General features: G+C 67.1%; 18 protein-coding genes, 1 tRNA gene and 1 pseudogene. 6 read left to right on the plus strand and 14 right to left on the minus strand.

Annotated features, from left to right (window positions below):
• The 5 genes and pseudogenes from C6N40_RS09225 to C6N40_RS14090 form a co-directional block, all read right to left on the minus strand.
• Positions 1 to 514 (minus strand): annotated as a pseudogene (locus tag C6N40_RS09225) (transposase); the annotation flags it as partial.
• Positions 515 to 582: 68 nt separating this feature from the next.
• Positions 583 to 873, minus strand: coding sequence for a helix-turn-helix domain-containing protein (locus C6N40_RS09230; protein ID WP_106990736.1), 291 nt, complete (start codon positions 871 to 873; stop codon positions 583 to 585).
• On the minus strand, positions 870 to 1,250 hold the full coding sequence (locus C6N40_RS09235; RefSeq protein ID WP_106990737.1) for a hypothetical protein: 381 nt from the start codon (positions 1,248 to 1,250) through the stop codon (positions 870 to 872). The genes C6N40_RS09230 and C6N40_RS09235 overlap by 4 nt, the downstream gene beginning before the upstream one ends.
• A 269-nt stretch (positions 1,251 to 1,519) precedes the next feature.
• Positions 1,520 to 2,041, minus strand: coding sequence for a hypothetical protein (locus C6N40_RS14085; RefSeq protein WP_162782171.1), 522 nt, complete (start codon positions 2,039 to 2,041; stop codon positions 1,520 to 1,522).
• Positions 2,042 to 2,059: 18 nt separating this feature from the next.
• Positions 2,060 to 2,503 (minus strand): hypothetical protein, encoded by a 444-nt coding sequence (locus C6N40_RS14090; RefSeq protein WP_162782172.1) that lies wholly within the window; start codon positions 2,501 to 2,503, stop codon positions 2,060 to 2,062.
• A gap of 330 nt (positions 2,504 to 2,833) precedes the next feature.
• Between C6N40_RS14090 and C6N40_RS09240 the strand changes: the two genes are divergently transcribed.
• The 6 genes from C6N40_RS09240 (at position 2,834) to C6N40_RS09265 (ending at position 7,733) form a co-directional block, all read left to right on the plus strand.
• Entirely contained in the window at positions 2,834 to 3,496 is a 663-nt protein-coding gene (locus C6N40_RS09240; protein WP_106990738.1) for a phytanoyl-CoA dioxygenase family protein, read from the plus strand.
• The gene (locus C6N40_RS09245) at positions 3,493 to 3,846 is read left to right on the plus strand and encodes a hypothetical protein (protein ID WP_106990739.1); all 354 of its coding nucleotides are present in this window, start codon (positions 3,493 to 3,495) and stop codon (positions 3,844 to 3,846) included. Before C6N40_RS09240 ends, C6N40_RS09245 begins: the two co-directional genes overlap by 4 nt.
• A gap of 70 nt (positions 3,847 to 3,916) precedes the next feature.
• On the plus strand, positions 3,917 to 4,450 hold the full coding sequence (locus C6N40_RS09250; RefSeq protein WP_106990740.1) for a lipocalin family protein: 534 nt from the start codon (positions 3,917 to 3,919) through the stop codon (positions 4,448 to 4,450).
• Between the two features lie 70 nt (positions 4,451 to 4,520).
• Positions 4,521 to 4,985 (plus strand): LEA/WHy family protein, encoded by a 465-nt coding sequence (locus C6N40_RS09255; protein ID WP_106990741.1) that lies wholly within the window; start codon positions 4,521 to 4,523, stop codon positions 4,983 to 4,985.
• A 20-nt stretch (positions 4,986 to 5,005) separates the two neighbouring features.
• Positions 5,006 to 6,796, plus strand: a complete 1,791-nt coding sequence (locus C6N40_RS09260) for an acyl-CoA dehydrogenase C-terminal domain-containing protein (RefSeq protein ID WP_106990742.1) — start codon at positions 5,006 to 5,008, stop codon at positions 6,794 to 6,796.
• Between the two features lie 106 nt (positions 6,797 to 6,902).
• Positions 6,903 to 7,733: a CPBP family intramembrane glutamic endopeptidase gene (locus C6N40_RS09265; RefSeq protein WP_106990743.1), complete on the plus strand. Its 831-nt coding sequence runs from the start codon at positions 6,903 to 6,905 to the stop codon at positions 7,731 to 7,733.
• Positions 7,734 to 7,801: 68 nt separating this feature from the next.
• On the opposite strand, the gene C6N40_RS09270 is transcribed toward C6N40_RS09265, so the two are convergent.
• The 9 genes from C6N40_RS09270 to thrS form a co-directional block, all read right to left on the minus strand.
• Positions 7,802 to 7,878: transfer RNA gene (locus C6N40_RS09270), tRNA-Pro, on the minus strand.
• A 48-nt stretch (positions 7,879 to 7,926) separates the two neighbouring features.
• The gene (locus C6N40_RS09275; RefSeq protein WP_106990744.1) at positions 7,927 to 8,283 is read right to left on the minus strand and encodes a MerR family transcriptional regulator; all 357 of its coding nucleotides are present in this window, start codon (positions 8,281 to 8,283) and stop codon (positions 7,927 to 7,929) included.
• A complete protein-coding gene (locus C6N40_RS09280; protein WP_034222882.1) occupies positions 8,264 to 8,563 on the minus strand; it encodes an integration host factor subunit alpha in 300 nt (99 codons plus the stop codon). Before C6N40_RS09280 ends, C6N40_RS09275 begins: the two co-directional genes overlap by 20 nt.
• 35 nt (positions 8,564 to 8,598) lie before the next feature.
• Positions 8,599 to 10,968 (minus strand): phenylalanine--tRNA ligase subunit beta, encoded by a 2,370-nt coding sequence (gene pheT, locus C6N40_RS09285; protein ID WP_106990745.1) that lies wholly within the window; start codon positions 10,966 to 10,968, stop codon positions 8,599 to 8,601.
• Positions 10,965 to 11,975 (minus strand): phenylalanine--tRNA ligase subunit alpha, encoded by a 1,011-nt coding sequence (gene pheS / locus C6N40_RS09290; RefSeq protein ID WP_106990746.1) that lies wholly within the window; start codon positions 11,973 to 11,975, stop codon positions 10,965 to 10,967. Before pheS ends, pheT begins: the two co-directional genes overlap by 4 nt.
• A 103-nt stretch (positions 11,976 to 12,078) precedes the next feature.
• The gene (gene rplT / locus C6N40_RS09295) at positions 12,079 to 12,438 is read right to left on the minus strand and encodes a 50S ribosomal protein L20 (RefSeq protein WP_106990747.1); all 360 of its coding nucleotides are present in this window, start codon (positions 12,436 to 12,438) and stop codon (positions 12,079 to 12,081) included.
• Between the two features lie 12 nt (positions 12,439 to 12,450).
• The gene (gene rpmI, locus C6N40_RS09300; protein WP_106990748.1) at positions 12,451 to 12,654 is read right to left on the minus strand and encodes a 50S ribosomal protein L35; all 204 of its coding nucleotides are present in this window, start codon (positions 12,652 to 12,654) and stop codon (positions 12,451 to 12,453) included.
• A gap of 272 nt (positions 12,655 to 12,926) precedes the next feature.
• On the minus strand, positions 12,927 to 13,454 hold the full coding sequence (gene infC, locus C6N40_RS09305; protein WP_320344257.1) for a translation initiation factor IF-3: 528 nt from the start codon (positions 13,452 to 13,454) through the stop codon (positions 12,927 to 12,929).
• Between the two features lie 36 nt (positions 13,455 to 13,490).
• Complete coding sequence (gene thrS, locus C6N40_RS09310; RefSeq protein WP_106990750.1) at positions 13,491 to 15,398, minus strand: threonine--tRNA ligase; 1,908 nt, start codon at positions 15,396 to 15,398, stop codon at positions 13,491 to 13,493.
• Positions 15,399 to 15,423: the final 25 nt, after the last annotated feature.

Genomic DNA, 15,423 nt, shown 5'->3' on the forward strand with positions numbered 1-15,423 from the left:
ATCCGCTTGTGGTTCCATTCCGGCCGGCGCCGCCCGAGCAGCTTCCGGCACTTCCAAAAACCCCGGGCCGGCCGGTCTTTGACCAGCTCGGCCAGCGCCGAGATGATCTCGGCATCACGTACCGTCCAGTCCAGCGGCGGCCGGTACCACGCCGCCCGGGACAGCCCGACGATGTCGCAGGACCGGCGCAGCGGCCGCTGGTGCTCCTCCAGAAGGAAGCGCACCGCGTCCCGCTTTTGCGCCGGCCCTACAGTTTTTTTTCGATCAGGTCCTTCATTGCGGCGATATCCAGGGCTTGCTCGGCGTACATCCGCTTGAGCTTGGAGTTCTCGGCCTCGAGCTCCTTCACGCGCCGCAACTCGGATGCCTCCATGCCGCCGTACTTCGACTTCCACTGGTAGTAGGTCGCCGAGCTGATCCCAGCCTGGCGGCACAGGTCCTTGATCGGCACCCCGGCGTCGCCCTGCTTGAGCACGGCAATGATCTGGGTCTCGGTGAACTTCGACTTCTTCATGCAAACCTCCTGGCGGGGAAAAGATGCCAGAAAGTTCTACTTATCGGGTGTCTACCGACCGGGGAAGCTTACGAGCTCACCTTCAAAAAACTAGACACTCTCGGACGAAGCGAGAAGTAGACGCCGTGGTCGATGGCATGGGAAATATCAGCCAGCGTTCGAAGCGTCATGTTTCGATTGCCACTCAAGATTTGAGTGATATAGGAGCGAGACACGCCCAGCTTGGCAGCAAGATCAGCCTTGCTCAGTTGAGCCCGATCCATCGCATCGATGATCGAGCCAGTAACAGACACGATGAGCTCTTCCTGGCGCAGGCTTGCCTGATTGGCCTCATTCTTCAGCCATTCTTGGTAGCTCATTTTGACTCTCCATTCTGCCGCTTATAGTCATTCATCAACTGAATGCACCTCTTGATCTTTGTGGGGTCGGCCTTGTCTTCCTTCTTGAACGCAGCCTGACCAATCACAAAGCACTTCTTGCCATTCAAACTTTCGAACCAGCCATACACACGAAACTTAGACCTACTCTTCACCGCGTAGACGCCGTCCTGCTGATGGTGAAGCTGATCAGGCGGGAGCTGCCCGAAGTCACCGAGGCGCTCCAATCGCTTGATCATGTTGGACAGGTGCTGGCCGTACTGCTTGCCGTATTTCGCGAACAGCTCATCCCAGGCCTCGATGCCGTCGGCCCACGTGAAGATGACTGCCTTTTGTCCATCGTATCGATAGCCCGGCATGGGATAGAAAGCCTAGTTGTTTACGTAAACGTTAACAAGTCCGCTCGTCGGCCAAATTCGGCCGATAACGAAATCTCGATCTTCAGTGAGACTCTCCGTTAGGCCAGACCATGCAGCTTCCGCTCCAGCGTGCTCTTGGTGAAGCCAAGAACAGGACGTGAAGAGGGTACAAGCCACCGGTCGAGCAGATCATTTGCGGCCTGAAACGGGCAGCACCAGGACACCGACAAGGGACTCTCTGCGCAAGACGAGACTCAGCAACACACTGTCTAGAGCCATCGCCAAATCCGAACGCAGATCCCGCTAACACAATCGAATGTCTTGCGACGCAACTTGATAACCAGCAGAAGCAGAATCAGGTTCCCAAATATCGCTAACCCTAGGGCTAGTTGCCCCCAACGAACTTTAGCCGCAACTACACCCTCGACACTTCTCGCAATCTTTTCGTCCAGATCCAGAAGAACAAATTCACGGAAGTCATCTGCATATGCAGCATCAGTGCGCAAACGCATATCATGCGCCGCCTGGTCTCCGCGGGTTTCAGCAAAGCTAATCCGTTCGCTATTCAGCGAATCGAACAGATACAAGGCAGGCTGAACTACGATCCAGGAAAGAATGCCATACTCCCTCGGAAACGACTCACCCCATCGATCCTGAAAGGTGGGCGGGCAATAGAACGACGGGTTACAGACCCAGCCCTCTCTGATTCCTATAAATGGAAAATTCGCGGCAACGAAGATGGCGACACCGATCAACAACCCAATCAGTCCACCAGGCACTTTATCGGACATCAAGCGCTCCATAGGCACTTACTCAACAAACGTCTTCCTAACGTCATTGATCATTTCTTCCTGCGCTTCGAGCAACGCGCTACAGGCAGAGACTCTCTGCACTAGCCCTGCCTGATCACCTCGCTCAAGCATCGCCATCATTCCTGTATAGGAAGCCTCTCGCCTGCCTTCAAACATTGCTTTGAAGGCCCCGTAGGGCTTCCGCTGCTCTGGGTTATCTAAATGGTATGCGTGAGATGCGAGCCACATCGCAGCGAAATGTGCCCCTTCTGCGGTCTGCTTTGCCTGCTTTGAACTGGCAGGGCGCTCGTTAGCTAACTCAGCTGCTGAAACCCAATCCCAGACTCCCGCGCAATCCGCAAAGGTATTCGCCATTCTGCTGGCGTCCGCGACCGCCCCATCATCCGACGGCGAGGGGCTGGTCGACACAGCGACCAGCATGAGAATTTCTCTCAGCATCATTTCCTCCGGCGGTCGCTTTCGACTCGATCATGTGCGGCCAACGGCCCAACTGGCTGCGTCAGGCCAGCATGAAGCAAATTGCAGTTGTTGAGGCGGCTTCAATAGGCGTACCAACTCGACAACTCTGTCAGTACCAAGTGATTTGATTGTTAGATTCCGGCAAGCGCCGTAAGTGGCTGTTTATGTTAGACTTCCGGCCAGTTTGAAAATCCCCGTGTCGGGGGTTCGATTCCCTCCCCGGCCACCATCCTACAAGCCACGCCCCGCCTGGGTTCCAGCCCTGCGGGGCGTTTCGCTTTATGGCGCCGGAACTTCTATCCTGCGTCTGTGATGACCGCCCCCGACCAGATCCGCCGCGACGGCTACGCCCTGCTCCGCCAGGCCATTCCCGCCGACTGGCTGGACGAGCTGCGGGCGGCCTTCGACGCCAATCTGGTGCCGTCGGAGCACTGGCCGGTGCCGCGCGGCCGCGACTGGCGGCACGCCATGCTCGACCTCGAGCCGAGGGTGCAGGAAGTGTGCCGGTTGCCGGTGCTGCTGGCGGCGGTGGGTGCCCTGGTGGGCGAGCGATTCTTCCTCGGCCAGGTCGAGGGCCGCGAGCCGCTGCCCGGCGGCGGCATGCAGGGCCTGCACCGCGACCTGTCGGCGCAGCGCCCCGGCGACACCGCCAGCGCGCTCGCCTTCTTCGACGACTACGGCCCGGCCAACGGCGCCACGCGCCTGGTGCCCGGCAGCCACCGGCCCGCGCCGGACGAGCCACCACCGTCGGAACTCGACGAGCCGCGCGCGCTGCAGATCGAAGGGCGCGCGGGCGACATCCTGGTGTTCGACGCCGACCTGGTGCACGCCGGCAGCCTCAACGTGGCCGGCGGCCGGCGGCGCTCGATCCTGATGGGTTTCTTCGCCGAGCCTCTGTACGATGCGCTCGCGGCCACCGCCGGCCTGCGCAATGTCCGCATGGACACCCGCGAAAGGTTCGAGCCCACGCCATGACGCCCCGCAAGAAGCCCACCGTCCCCGCCGAGCGCCTTGGCGAGCCGCATGCCCAGCTGCGAGACGCCGCCGGCAAGCTGCTGGGCGGCATCGTGCTCAAGGACGGCCGCTGGGTGCTGGGCCTGGGCGGCCGCATCGTCGGCGAATCCGACAGCGCCGCGCACGTGCTGGCCATCCTCAAGCGCGCCGCCGCACTGGCCCGCGCCGAAGGGCGCGAGGTGGACCTGGTGTTCTCCGCCCCGCTGCGCGCCGCCGCGCACAAGGAAGCCGAGGCCGAGGGCCTCGATTTCGAGGCCTTCCAGGCCCGCCTGGTCGCGCATATGGATGCGGCCGGCAAAGCTGAATCCTGAGGCGGCCGATTCACGAAGCATGAAGGTCGCGGCTGTTCCACTCGAACCACGACCACCGCGGGAGCCCGCCATGTTCCGCAGCCTGTTCGTCACCGTCCTGCTCGCCGCCGGCACCGTCGGCGCAAAAGAGCCGCTGCAGCCCGTCCCCGGGCTCGACATCAACCGCTATTCGGGCACGTGGTACGAAATCGCGCGCCTGCCCAACCGCTTCGAGGACCAGTGCGTGGGCGACGTCACCGCCACCTACACGCCGCTGCAGAGCGGCCGCATCCAGGTGGTGAACGCCTGCCGCAACGCGGACGGCGAAATCGAGGCGGTCGAGGGCCAGGCCCGCAAGTCCGGCCGCCACCTCGCCAAGCTCGAGGTGCGCTTCGCGCCGGCCTGGCTGGGCTGGCTGCCCTTCGTCTGGGCCGACTACTGGGTGGTGGCGCTCGACCCCGACTACCGCTGGGCCATCGTCGGCGAACCCGACCGCAAGTACCTGTGGTTCCTCGCCCGGGAGCCGGCGGTGGACCGGGCCACCTTCGACGAGCTCAGGGCCCGCGCCACCGCCCTGGGCTTCGACCTCGACGCGCTGGTGGTGGTCTCGCCGCCCGCCGACTGAGCGCGCCGCCACGCGCCGCGAACATACGGGCTGGTATGCTTCGGGGGTTGCCCTACGGAGCCCGCCCGCGATGCGCAGACTGCACCTCGTCCTGTTCCTGGCCCTGGCCACCCTGCTGGCCGCCTGCGCCGGCGGCCCGCCCAAGCGCGTCTATCCGCCCCAGGCCAGCGTGCAGGAACTGCAGGTGCAGGCCGACGGCAGCTGGCTGGTGAAGCTGCGCATCCGCAATTTCAGCACCGTGCCCATGCACTTCTCGCGCCTCGAGGGCACGCTTTCGATCGACGGCCAGGAAGCCGGGCGCTTCGATTTCAATCCCGGCCTGGCCGTCGGCCCGGGCTCGGCGGAGATCATCGAGCAGCGCATGGCGCCGCCGGCCGCCGCCCGCGACGCGGTCGCCGCCGCGCTCGCAAACCGCCAGCCCCTGCGCTACCAGCTCGGCGGCCGCCTGGCCAGCTCCGATCCCGGCACCAACGACAAGTTCGACTACTCCAGCCGCCTCGACCCGGTCCCCGGGCTCGAGGGCGTGCTGCGCTGACCCCACGAGGAACCCAAGGCATGAACCGCTATACCGCCCCCGTGCGCGACATGAAGTTCGCGCTCTACGACGTCATCGAGGCCGACAAGCTCTACGCGAAGCTGGGCATCGAGCACGCCCAGCGCGACCTGCTCGACGCCGTGATGGAGGAAGCCGCGCGCTTCAACGAAACCGTGCTCGCCCCGCTCAATTCCGTCGGCGACGAGCACGGCTGCGAGTTCGACAAGGCCACCGGTTCGGTGAAGACCCCGCCGGGTTACAAGGAAGCCTACGCGCAGTTCGTCGAAGGCGGCTGGACCGCGCTGACCGCGCCCGAGCAGTTCGGCGGCCAGGCGCTGCCCGAAAGCTTCGGCGCCACGCTCAAGGAAATGATCGACGCCGCCTGCCTGAGCTGGGGCAATTATCCGCTGCTCTCGCATGGCGCCACCGAGGCGCTCAAGCACCACGGCGAGGCCTGGCAGCAGGAGGTCTTCCTCAAGCCCATCATCTCCGGCCAGTGGACCGGCACGATGTGCCTGACCGAGCCGCACTGCGGCTCCGACCTGGGCCTGCTCAAGACCAAGGCCGAGCCGCAGGCCGACGGCACCTACGCCATCACCGGCACCAAGATCTTCATCACCGGCGGCGAGCACGACCTCACCGACAACATCGTGCACCTGGTGCTGGCCCGCCTTCCGGACGCGCCGGCGGGCACCAAGGGCATTTCGCTGTTCCTCGTGCCCAAGCTGCGCACCGCGCGCGACGGCAGCGTCGGCGAGCGAAATGCCGTGCGCTGCGGCTCGATCGAACACAAGATGGGCATCCACGGCTCGGCCACCTGCGTGATGAACTTCGACGGCGCCGAGGGCTACCTGATCGGCCAGCCGAACAAGGGCCTCAATGCGATGTTCACCATGATGAACTCCGCGCGCCTGGCCGTGGGCCTGCAGGGCCTGGCCCTGATCGACCGCAGCTACCAGAACGCCCTGGCCTACGCCCGCGACCGCCTGCAGGGCCGCTCGCTGGGCGGCGCCAAGAACCCGGACAAGCCGGCCGACCCGCTGATCGTGCACCCGGACATCCGGCGCATGCTGCTCACCTGCAAGTCGCTGGGCGAAGGCGGCCGCCTGCTGGCCCTGCACGCGGCGACCCTGGTCGACGTGCTCGAGCGCTCGTCCGATGAAACCGAGCGCAAGGACGCCGACACCCTGCTCGGCTTCCTCACCCCCATCGTCAAGGGCATGCTCACCGAGTGGGGCAACGAGTGCGCCTACCACGCGCTGCAGGTGTTCGGCGGCCACGGCTACGTGCGCGAGTGGGGCATGGAGCAGCTGGCGCGCGACGCCCGCATCACCACCATCTACGAAGGCACCACCGGCATCCAGGCGCTCGACCTGCTGGGCCGCAAGACCATGCAGCTGCAGGGCGCCGGCCTGCAGATGTTCCTGAAGATGGTGCAGGAGTTCTGCACCAGCCACGCCAAGGACGAGTCGCTCACCGAGTTCGTGCTGCCGCTGGCCGAGGTGGCCAGGCAGTGGGGCGAGCTGACGATGGAAGTGGGCAAGAAGGCCATGGGCAACGCCGAGGAAGTCGGCGCGGCTTCGGTGGACTACCTGTTCTACTCGGGTTACGTGGCCCTGGCCTACTGGTGGGCGCGCGCGGTGGCGGCGGCCGAGGCCGGCGACCATCCGGCGTCCTTCAAGGCGGCCAAGCGCGAGACCGCGCGCTTCTACTTCGCGCGCATCCTGCCGCGCACCCAGGCCCATGCCGCGGCCATGCGCAGCGGCGCCGACAACCTGCTGGGCCTGGACGCCGCGCATTTCGACAGCTGAGTCCGGTTGCGCCGGGCCCGCCAGCCGCGGGCCCGGCGGCACCTGCCGAAAGTCGTACTGACCCCCGGGACAAGACCGGCACGGCCGAGCCGGCCATGCTTGCGGCATGGCCCCGCGCACGACCCCCACCCACGCACTCTGGCTGCTGGCCGCCTGGACGATCCTGGCGACGCTCTGGTTCGTTTCCCCGTGGTTCCCGATGCAGCCGCTGGCGGCCCTGCAGCGCGCCTCCGGCGGCTGGATCACGGTCACCCTGCTCGCCTCCGGCCTGATCGGCCTGGTGCAACTGGCCATCGTCGCCGGACCGGGCGGGCAGCGCCTGCGGCGGCTCGGCTGGCGGGCATCGCGCATCCCGGCGGCGCTGCTGCTCGGGCTGCTGCTCTGGGCCCTGATGCAGGCCGGGACGCTGGTGGCGCAGGCCGGCAGCGGCAGCCCGCTGCAGCCTCACCCGGCCTGGGAGGCAGGCCTTGGCGTCGCACTCGGCCCGCTGCTGGCCCAGCTGATGGGCACGGCGCTGATGGAGGAGACGGTGTTCCGCGGCTTCCTGTGGCCGGAGCTGGCGCGCCGTTTCGGCGGCGGCCGGCGCGGCGCCTGGCTCGGTGCACTGGCCTCGCAGGCCCTGTTCGCACTGATGCACCTGCCGATCCTCTGGTACCACGGCCTGGACACCGCCGCCCAGGCCAGCACCCTGCTCACGCTGTTCGGGGTGGGCCTGGTGTTCGTCCTGGTCTATGCCACGACCCGGAACCTGTTCGTTGCCGTTGCGGTCCACGCACTCGGCAACGCGCCCACCCTGCTGTTCGAACCCCAGGGCATGGCGCCGACGCTGTGGCTGTTCGCCGGGGCACTGGCGGTCTGCACGCTCGCCTTCGCATGGCGCCGCTGGCGGCGGCGGCCACGCCCCGCGCTGGCCGGGAACGAAACGGCGACGGCCTGAAAACAAAAACCCGCCTGTCGGCGGGTTTCTTGTCGCCGGCCCCGGGGATCGGGCCAGGCTTCACGAATTGGTCGGGACGGTGAGATTCGAACTCACGACCCCTAGCACCCCATGCTAGTGCGCTACCAGGCTGCGCTACGCCCCGATTCGTGTCCCGGCCGGAGCCGGGCTGGCGATTATACGCAAAAACCGCTCAGCGGCGCAGGAGCTGCAGGACTTCCTCGAGCTCCATGCGCACCTGCTTGACGATCTGGGCCGACATGCTGGTTTCCATGCGCCCGGCCTCGCCCTCCAAGCGCTGGCGGGCGCCGGAGATGGTGTAGCCCTGTTCGTACAGCAGGCCGCGGATCTGGCGGATCATCAGCACGTCGTGCCGCTGGTAGTAGCGGCGGTTGCCCCGGCGCTTGACCGGCTTGAGGCTGGTGAACTCGGTCTCCCAGTAGCGCAGCACGTGCGGCTTGACGTCGCACAGCTCGCTGACCTCACCGATGGTGAAGTAGCGCTTCGCCGGGATCGGCGGGAGTTCCCGGTTACTGCCTGGATCCAGCATAGGCTTCCACGCGCTCCTTGAGCTTCTGTCCCGGACGGAAGGTCACGACGGTGCGCGCGGAGATGGGAATCTCCTCGCCGGTCTTGGGGTTGCGGCCGGGACGCTGGTTCTTCTGGCGCAGGTCGAAGTTGCCGAAGCCCGACAGCTTGACCTGCTGCCCACGCTCCAGCGCTTCCCTCAGCGCATCGAAGAAGGAGTCCACGAATTCCTTGGCCTCGCGCTTGTTCAAGCCAACTTCCTCGAACAACCGCTCGGCCATTTCGGCCTTGGTCAGTGCCATGTACTACCCCTGTAACCCGCCGTTGCCGGCGTACCTCATGACCGCAACCGCGCGCCGCAGTCCCTGCCCAGCGCCTCGAGGGCGGTGGCCACGGCCTGGTCGGCATCGCGGTCAGTTAGGGTGCGTGAAACGTCCTGCAGAATCAAGCCCATAGCCAGACTCTTTGAGCCGCTGTCTAGGCCCGGGCCAACGTAGCGGTCGAACAGCACCACGTCGCGCAGGATCGGCCCCAGCGCGGCCTCCAGGCTGGCCTGCAGGGCTGCCCAGGGGGTCGATTCCGGCACGACGAGCGCGATGTCCCGGCGGACGGACGGGAAACGTGAAACCTCCCCGGCCCGGGGCACGGCCCGGGCGGCCAGGGGCTCGAGGTCGAGCTCGAAACCCACCACCTCGCCGTCCAGGTCCAGTTCGCGGGCCAGGCGCGGGTGCAGGTGGCCGACCCAGCCGATGCGCCGGCCCTCGCGCCAGACCGAGGCGCTGCGGCCCGGATGGCCCCAGGGGCTGTCGTCGGCGCGGAACTCGGCGGTGGCGCCGGCCAGGGCCAGCAGGCCCTCGACCTCGGCCTTGAGGTCGTAGAAATCGACTTCGCGCTCGTCCTGGGCCCACTGTTCGCGGGCCTGCGGGCCGCAGGCCACGGCGGCGATGCGCGGGGTCTCGCGCGGCGCGCCGTCGGCCAGGTGGAACACCTTGCCCAGCTCGAACAGGCGCACGCGCGACTGCTGGTGGGCCTGGTTGCGGGCCAGGGCCGACACCAGGCCCGGCAGCAGGGCCGTGCGCATCACGCCGAGCTCGGCGGTGAGCGGGTTGGCCAGGGCCACGGCGCCGTCCTGCAGCTGCCAGGCCACCAGGGTGCCAGCGTCGAGGAAGGCGTAGTTGATGGCCTCGAGGAAGTCGCGGCCGGCCAGCTGGCGGCGCAGCACGGCGTCGGCCACGCGCGTCTCACCGGGCGCCACCAGGCGCACCTCGCCGGTCGGCGTGGTGGTCGGGATGCGCTCGTAACCATGGATGCGGGCGACCTCCTCGATGAGGTCCTCCTCGATGGCGATGTCGAAGCGGCGGCTCGGCGGCAGCACGCGCCAGCCCTCGCCGGTCGCCTCGACCTGCATGCCCAGCGCGCGCAGGATGCGTTCGACCTCGGCGTCGGCCACCGACACGCCAAGCACGCGACGCAGGCGCTCGCGGCGCAGCACGACCGTGGCCGGCTGCGGCAGGTGTTCGGGCAGCACGGCCTCGGTGATGGCGCCGGCCTGGCCGCCCATGATCTCCAGCACCAGCGCGCTGGCGCGTTCGAGCGCCAGCCGCGGCAGCGCCGGGTCGACGCCGCGCTCGAAGCGGTGCGAGGCGTCGGTGTGCATGCCCAGCTTGCGGGCGCGGCCGATGATCACGTCCGGGGCGAAGTGCGCGCTCTCGAGGAACACGCGGGTGGTCGCGTCGGTGACGCGGGTGTCGAAACCGCCCATCACGCCGGCCAGGGCCACCGGGCGATCGCCGTCGGTGATGGCCAGGAAGCCGTCGTCGAGCGCCGCTTCGCGCTCGTCGAGCAGCTTCAGGGTCTCGCCGGCGCGGGCGCGGCGCACGCCGACCGGGCCCTTGAGGGTGTCGGCGTCGAAGGCGTGCATGGGCTGGCCGAGCTCGAGCATCACGTAGTTGGTGATGTCCACCAGCGGGCTGATCGGGCGCAGGCCGCTGCGCTTGAGCCGCTCGGTGAGCCACAGCGGCGAGCGGGCGCGGGCGTCCACGCCCTCGATGACGCGGCCGCAGTAGCGGGGGCAGTCGGCGCCGGCGCCGAGCACGACCTCGAGGCTGGCCTGGCTGGCCACGGCGGCTTCGGGGATGGCCATCGGCACGACCTGCTCGCCGGTGGCGGCGGCCACGTCGAAGGCGATGCCGCGCACGCTGAAACAGTCGGCGCGGTTGGGCGTGAGCTTGAGCTCGAAGCTGGCGTCGGGCAGGCCCAGGAAAGTGGCGATCGGCTGCCCCACCGGCGCGTCGGCCGGCAGTTCGAGCAGGCCGGAGGCGTCGGCGTCGACGCCCAGCTCCTTCGCGGAACACAGCATGCCCTGCGACTCGACGCCGCGCAGCTTCGCGGCCTTGATGGCGATGCCGCCCGGCAGGTTCGCGCCCACCTGGGCCAGCGGCGCCTTCAGGCCGGCGCGCGCGTTCGGCGCACCGCAGACGATCTGCACGGTGCCGGCGCCGGTGGCGACCTGGCATACCTGCAGGCGATCGGCCTCGGGGTGCTTTTCGCACGAGAGGATCTCGGCCACGACCACGCCGTCCAAGCCTTCGCCCAGCGGCTGCAGTTCCTCGACCTCGAGGCCGATGGCGGTCAGGCGCGCAGCGAGCTCCTCGCGGCTGGCGCTGGTGGCGACGTGTTCGCGCAGCCAGTTTTCAGGGAATTTCATGCGAACTGCCTCAGGAAACGCGCGTCGTTCTCGAAGAAACTGCGCAGGTCGTTCACGCCATAACGCAGCATGGCGAAGCGCTCGACGCCCAGGCCGAAGGCGAAGCCGCTGTACTTCTCCGGGTCGATGCCGCAGGCGCGCAATACGTTCGGGTGGACCATGCCGCAACCCAGCACCTCGAGCCAGCGCGTGGAGCCGTCGGGCTGCTGCCAGGCGATGTCCACCTCGGCCGAAGGCTCGGTGAAGGGGAAGTAGCTGGGGCGGAAGCGCATCTCGAAGTCGCGCTCGAAGAAGGCGCGCACGAACTCGGCCAGCGTGCCCTTGAGGTCGGCGAAGCTGGAGGTCTCGTCCACCAGCAGGCCTTCGACCTGGTGGAACATGGGCGTGTGGGTCTGGTCGGAATCGCTGCGGTAGACCTTGCCGGCCGCGATCATGCGCAGCGGCGGCCTGGTGTTGCGCATGAAGCGCACCTGCACGCCCGAGGTGTGGGTGCGCAGCAGGCGGCCTTCGCCGCACTGGTCGGGGCGCATGTAGAAGGTGTCGTGCATGGCCCGCGCCGGGTGGTGCGGCGGGAAGTTCAGGGCCTCGAAATTGTGCTCGTCGTCCTCGACTTCGGGGCCGTCGGCGAGCTGGTAGCCCAGGCGGCCGAAGATGTCGGCGATGCGCTCGAGCGTGCGCGCTACCGGGTGCAGGTTGCCCACGCCGTTGCCGCGGCCCGGCAGGGTCACGTCGATGCGCTCGCTGGCCAGGCGCGCGGCGAGCGCGGCCTCTTCCAGCGCCGACTTGCGCGCGGCGATCGCGGACGCCAGCGCGTCCTTGGCGCGGTTCACCGCCTCGCCGGCGAGCTTGCGCTCTTCCGGCGCCAGGGCGCCGAGCTGCTTGAGCTGGCCGGTGATGGTGCCGCTCTTGCCGAGCAGCGAGACGCGCAGGGCGTCCAGCGCTTCGAGGCTGGCGGCGGCTTCGACCTCGGCCAGGGCCGAGCGGGTCAGGGTTTCGATATCGGACATGGAGGGTTCGCTTTCCGGGGCCTGGAAACAAAACGGGGAAGGACTCTCGCCCTTCCCCGCTTCGGTGCTGCCTGCGCGCGGCTGGCCGCCGCAGGCATTGGCCTTACGCCGCGAGAGCGCGCTTGGCCTGCTCGGCGATCTGGCCAAAGGCCGCGATGTCGTGCACCGCGATGTCGGCCAGGGCCTTGCGGTCGAGCTCGACATTGGCCTTCTTCAGGCCGTTCATCAGGCGGCTGTAGCTCAGGCCGTACTGGCGGGCGGCAGCGTTGATGCGCACGATCCACAGGCTGCGGAACTGGCGCTTCTTCTGCTTGCGACCGATGTAGGCGTACTGCTGGGCCTTGGTGACGGCCTGCTTGGCGACGCGGAAAACCTTGCGGCGGGCGTTGTAGTAACCCTTCGCGAGCTTGATGATCTTCTTGTGACGGCGGCGCGCCGTTACACCACGCTTGACTCGTGCCATTTCTTATTCTCCTCAGAGGTACGGCAGCATGCGGTCCAGACGGCCCGCGTCCTCGGCACGAACATGGTTCGTCTGCCGCAGGTTGCGCTTCCGCTTGGTCGCCTTCTTGGTGAGGATGTGGCTACGGTTGGCGTGGCCAGCCTTGTACTTGCCGGAAGCGGTCTTCCGGAAGCGCTTGGCGGCCGCCCGATTGGTCTTGATCTTGGTCTTGGCCATGGGAAATCCCTTTGGGGTCTTGGTTACTGGCCTGGGCGGTGGCTTGCGCCACGCTTTCCGTCCTGCCCGTGCCGGCTTGTAAGCCCTTGATTCCATTCGAAACCAAGGGCAGGTCCATGACGACTTCGCCCGATGAACCGGGCCCGGATGCCGCACCGGGGGCCCGCCGGGAACCCGGCGAGCCGCGAATTATGCAACAAAACCAGCCACTTGTGTAGGAGTGCCGTCAGGCGCGAGAGGCCTCGCGCCCGGGGCCGCCCCTGCGGCGGGGCTTACTTGCGCTTGGGCGCGACCATCATGATCATCTGGCGGCCCTCGAGGCGGGGGCGCTGCTCGATGACCACGTCTTCGCCCAGGTCGGCCTCGATGCGCTTGGCCATCTCGAGGCCCAGCTCCTGGTGGGCCATCTCACGGCCCTTGAAGCGGATATTGACCTTCACCTTGTCGCCCTCCTCCAGGAACCGCCGGAGGTTGCGCAACTTGATGTTGTAATCGCCATCGTCGGTGGTCGGGCGGAACTTGAGTTCCTTGATCTCGACGACCTTCTGCTTCTTCTTCGCCGCGTTCGCCTTCTTCTGCAGGTCGAACATGTACTTGCCGAAATCCATGATCCGGCAGACGGGCGGCTCGGCGGTGGGCTGGATCTCGACCAGGTCCACGCCCGCATCCTCGGCCATGGCAAGGGCTTCGTCGCGCGTGAGCACGCCGATCATCTCGCCGTCCAAGCCGATCACGCGCACGCGGGGCACGCGGATCTCGAGGTTCTTGCGGTTACGCTTTTCGGTGGTGGACGTGTTTATTCGCTTGATTCCTATTGGGGTGATGAACCGGCCGCCTCAGGCGACCGGGCCGCTCTCCGCACGCAACCGGGCAAGGAAGGCATCGACCGTCATCGTGCCCAGGTCTTCGCCAGACCGCGTGCGCACCGCGATCATCCCATTCTCCTTCTCGCGGTCGCCAACCACCAGCAAGTACGGGATCTTCTGCAGCGTGTGCTCGCGGATTTTATAGCCGATCTTCTCGTTCCGCAAATCGGCCTGTACCCGGACCCCTTGATTCGAAAGGGTTTTCCGGACCTCCTCGACCCAATCCGCCTGGGCGTCGGTGATGTTCAGCACCACGGCCTGGACCGGGGCCAGCCAGGCCGGGAAGGCGCCGGCATGGTTCTCGACCAGGATGCCGATGAAGCGTTCCATGGAGCCGACGATGGCGCGGTGCAGCATGACCGGGTGCCGGCGCTGGCTGTTCTCGTCCACGTACTCGGCGCCCAGGCGGGCCGGCATCATGAAGTCCACCTGCATCGTGCCCAGCTGCCAGGTGCGGCCGATGGCGTCGCGCAGGTGGTACTCGATCTTCGGGCCGTAGAAGGCGCCCTCGCCCGGCAGTTCCTCCCAGGCCACCCCGCAGGAGGCCAGGGCCTTGCGCAGGGCGTCCTCGGCCTTGTCCCAGGTGGCGTCGTCACCCAGCCGGTTGTCCGGCCGCAGGGCGATCTTGATCTGCACGTCCTTGAAGCCGAAGTCCTCGTAGACCTTCAGCGCCTGGCGGTGGAAGGCCGTGACCTCGGCCTCGACCTGGTCTTCGGTGCAGAACACGTGGCCGTCGTCCTGGGTGAAGCCGCGCACGCGCAGGATGCCGTGCAGCGCGCCCGAGGGCTCGTTGCGGTGGCAGCCGCCGAACTCGCCGTAGCGGATCGGCAGGTCGCGGTAGCTGTGCAGGCCCTGGTTGAAGATCTGCACGTGGCCCGGGCAGTTCATCGGCTTGAGCGCATACGTGCGCTTCTCCGACTCGGTGAAGAACATGTTGTCCTTGTAGTTGTCCCAGTGGCCCGACTTCTTCCACAGCGAGACATCCAGGATCTGCGGGCCGCGCACCTCGTCATAGCCCGACTCGCGGTAGACGCGGCGCATGTACTGCTCCACCACCTGCCACAGCTGCCAGCCCTTCGGGTGCCAGAACACCAGGCCCGGGGCCTCTTCCTGGATGTGGAACAGGTCGAGCTGCTTGGCGATCTTGCGGTGGTCGCGCTTCTCGGCTTCCTCGAGCTGCGTGAGGTAGGCCTTGAGGTCCTTGTCGTTGAGCCAGGCCGTGCCGTAGATGCGGCTGAGCATCGCGTTGTTGTGGTCGCCGCGCCAGTAGGCGCCGGCCACCTTCATCAGCTTGAACGCGCGCAGCTTGTCCGTGCCCGGCACGTGCGGGCCGCGGCACAGGTCGGTGAACTCGCCCTGCGAGTACAGCGACAACTCTTCGTTCGCCGGGATCGACTCGATGATCTCGGCCTTGTAGTGCTCGCCCAGGCCGCGGAAGAAGGCCACGGCCTCGTCGCGGCTCTTGACGCTGCGGGTGACCGGCAGCGCTTCCTTGACGATCTTCTGCATCTCGGCCTCGATCGCCGGCAGGTCCTCGGGCGTGAACGGGCGCTCGTAGGCGAAGTCGTAATAGAAGCCGTTGTCGATGACCGGGCCGATGGTGACCTGCGCGCCCGGGTACAGGCGCTGCACGGCCTGGGCCAGCAGGTGCGCGGTGGAGTGGCGCAGCACGTCCAGGGCGTCGGGGTGCTTGTCGGTGACGATCTCGAGCGAGGCGTCGTTCTCGATGCGGAAGCTGGCGTCCACCAGCTGGCCGTCGACCTTGCCGCCGAGGGCGGCCTTGGCCAGGCCGGCGCCGATCGAGGCGGCGACTTCGGCGACCGTGACGGGATTTTCGAAGGGACGGCGGCTGCCGTCGGGGAGCGTGATGTTGATCATGGCGGTCTGGGGGCGGTACGCGGGC

The sequence above is a fragment of the Arenimonas caeni genome (assembly GCF_003024235.1).
Lineage (GTDB): Bacteria > Pseudomonadota > Gammaproteobacteria > Xanthomonadales > Xanthomonadaceae > Arenimonas > Arenimonas caeni.

Excerpts from the sequence above, each read along its gene's own strand:
- C6N40_RS14090 (WP_162782172.1), bottom strand. The coding sequence starts at position 2,503 with ATGATGCTGAGAGAAATTCTCATGCTGGTCGCTGTGTCGACCAGCCCC.
- C6N40_RS14085 (WP_162782171.1), bottom strand. The coding sequence starts at position 2,041 with ATGTCCGATAAAGTGCCTGGTGGACTGATTGGGTTGTTGATCGGTGTC.
- C6N40_RS09235 (WP_106990737.1), bottom strand. The coding sequence starts at position 1,250 with ATGCCGGGCTATCGATACGATGGACAAAAGGCAGTCATCTTCACGTGG.
- rplT (WP_106990747.1), bottom strand. The coding sequence starts at position 12,438 with ATGGCACGAGTCAAGCGTGGTGTAACGGCGCGCCGCCGTCACAAGAAG.
- rpmI (WP_106990748.1), bottom strand. The coding sequence starts at position 12,654 with ATGGCCAAGACCAAGATCAAGACCAATCGGGCGGCCGCCAAGCGCTTC.
- C6N40_RS09230 (WP_106990736.1), bottom strand. The coding sequence starts at position 873 with ATGAGCTACCAAGAATGGCTGAAGAATGAGGCCAATCAGGCAAGCCTG.
- C6N40_RS09255 (WP_106990741.1), top strand. The coding sequence starts at position 4,521 with ATGCGCAGACTGCACCTCGTCCTGTTCCTGGCCCTGGCCACCCTGCTG.
- C6N40_RS09260 (WP_106990742.1), top strand. The coding sequence starts at position 5,006 with ATGAACCGCTATACCGCCCCCGTGCGCGACATGAAGTTCGCGCTCTAC.
- C6N40_RS09275 (WP_106990744.1), bottom strand. The coding sequence starts at position 8,283 with ATGCTGGATCCAGGCAGTAACCGGGAACTCCCGCCGATCCCGGCGAAG.
- C6N40_RS09250 (WP_106990740.1), top strand. The coding sequence starts at position 3,917 with ATGTTCCGCAGCCTGTTCGTCACCGTCCTGCTCGCCGCCGGCACCGTC.
- pheT (WP_106990745.1), bottom strand. The coding sequence starts at position 10,968 with ATGAAATTCCCTGAAAACTGGCTGCGCGAACACGTCGCCACCAGCGCC.
- C6N40_RS09245 (WP_106990739.1), top strand. The coding sequence starts at position 3,493 with ATGACGCCCCGCAAGAAGCCCACCGTCCCCGCCGAGCGCCTTGGCGAG.
- C6N40_RS09280 (WP_034222882.1), bottom strand. The coding sequence starts at position 8,563 with ATGGCACTGACCAAGGCCGAAATGGCCGAGCGGTTGTTCGAGGAAGTT.
- pheS (WP_106990746.1), bottom strand. The coding sequence starts at position 11,975 with ATGTCCGATATCGAAACCCTGACCCGCTCGGCCCTGGCCGAGGTCGAA.
- thrS (WP_106990750.1), bottom strand. The coding sequence starts at position 15,398 with ATGATCAACATCACGCTCCCCGACGGCAGCCGCCGTCCCTTCGAAAAT.
- C6N40_RS09240 (WP_106990738.1), top strand. The coding sequence starts at position 2,834 with ATGACCGCCCCCGACCAGATCCGCCGCGACGGCTACGCCCTGCTCCGC.
- C6N40_RS09265 (WP_106990743.1), top strand. The coding sequence starts at position 6,903 with ATGGCCCCGCGCACGACCCCCACCCACGCACTCTGGCTGCTGGCCGCC.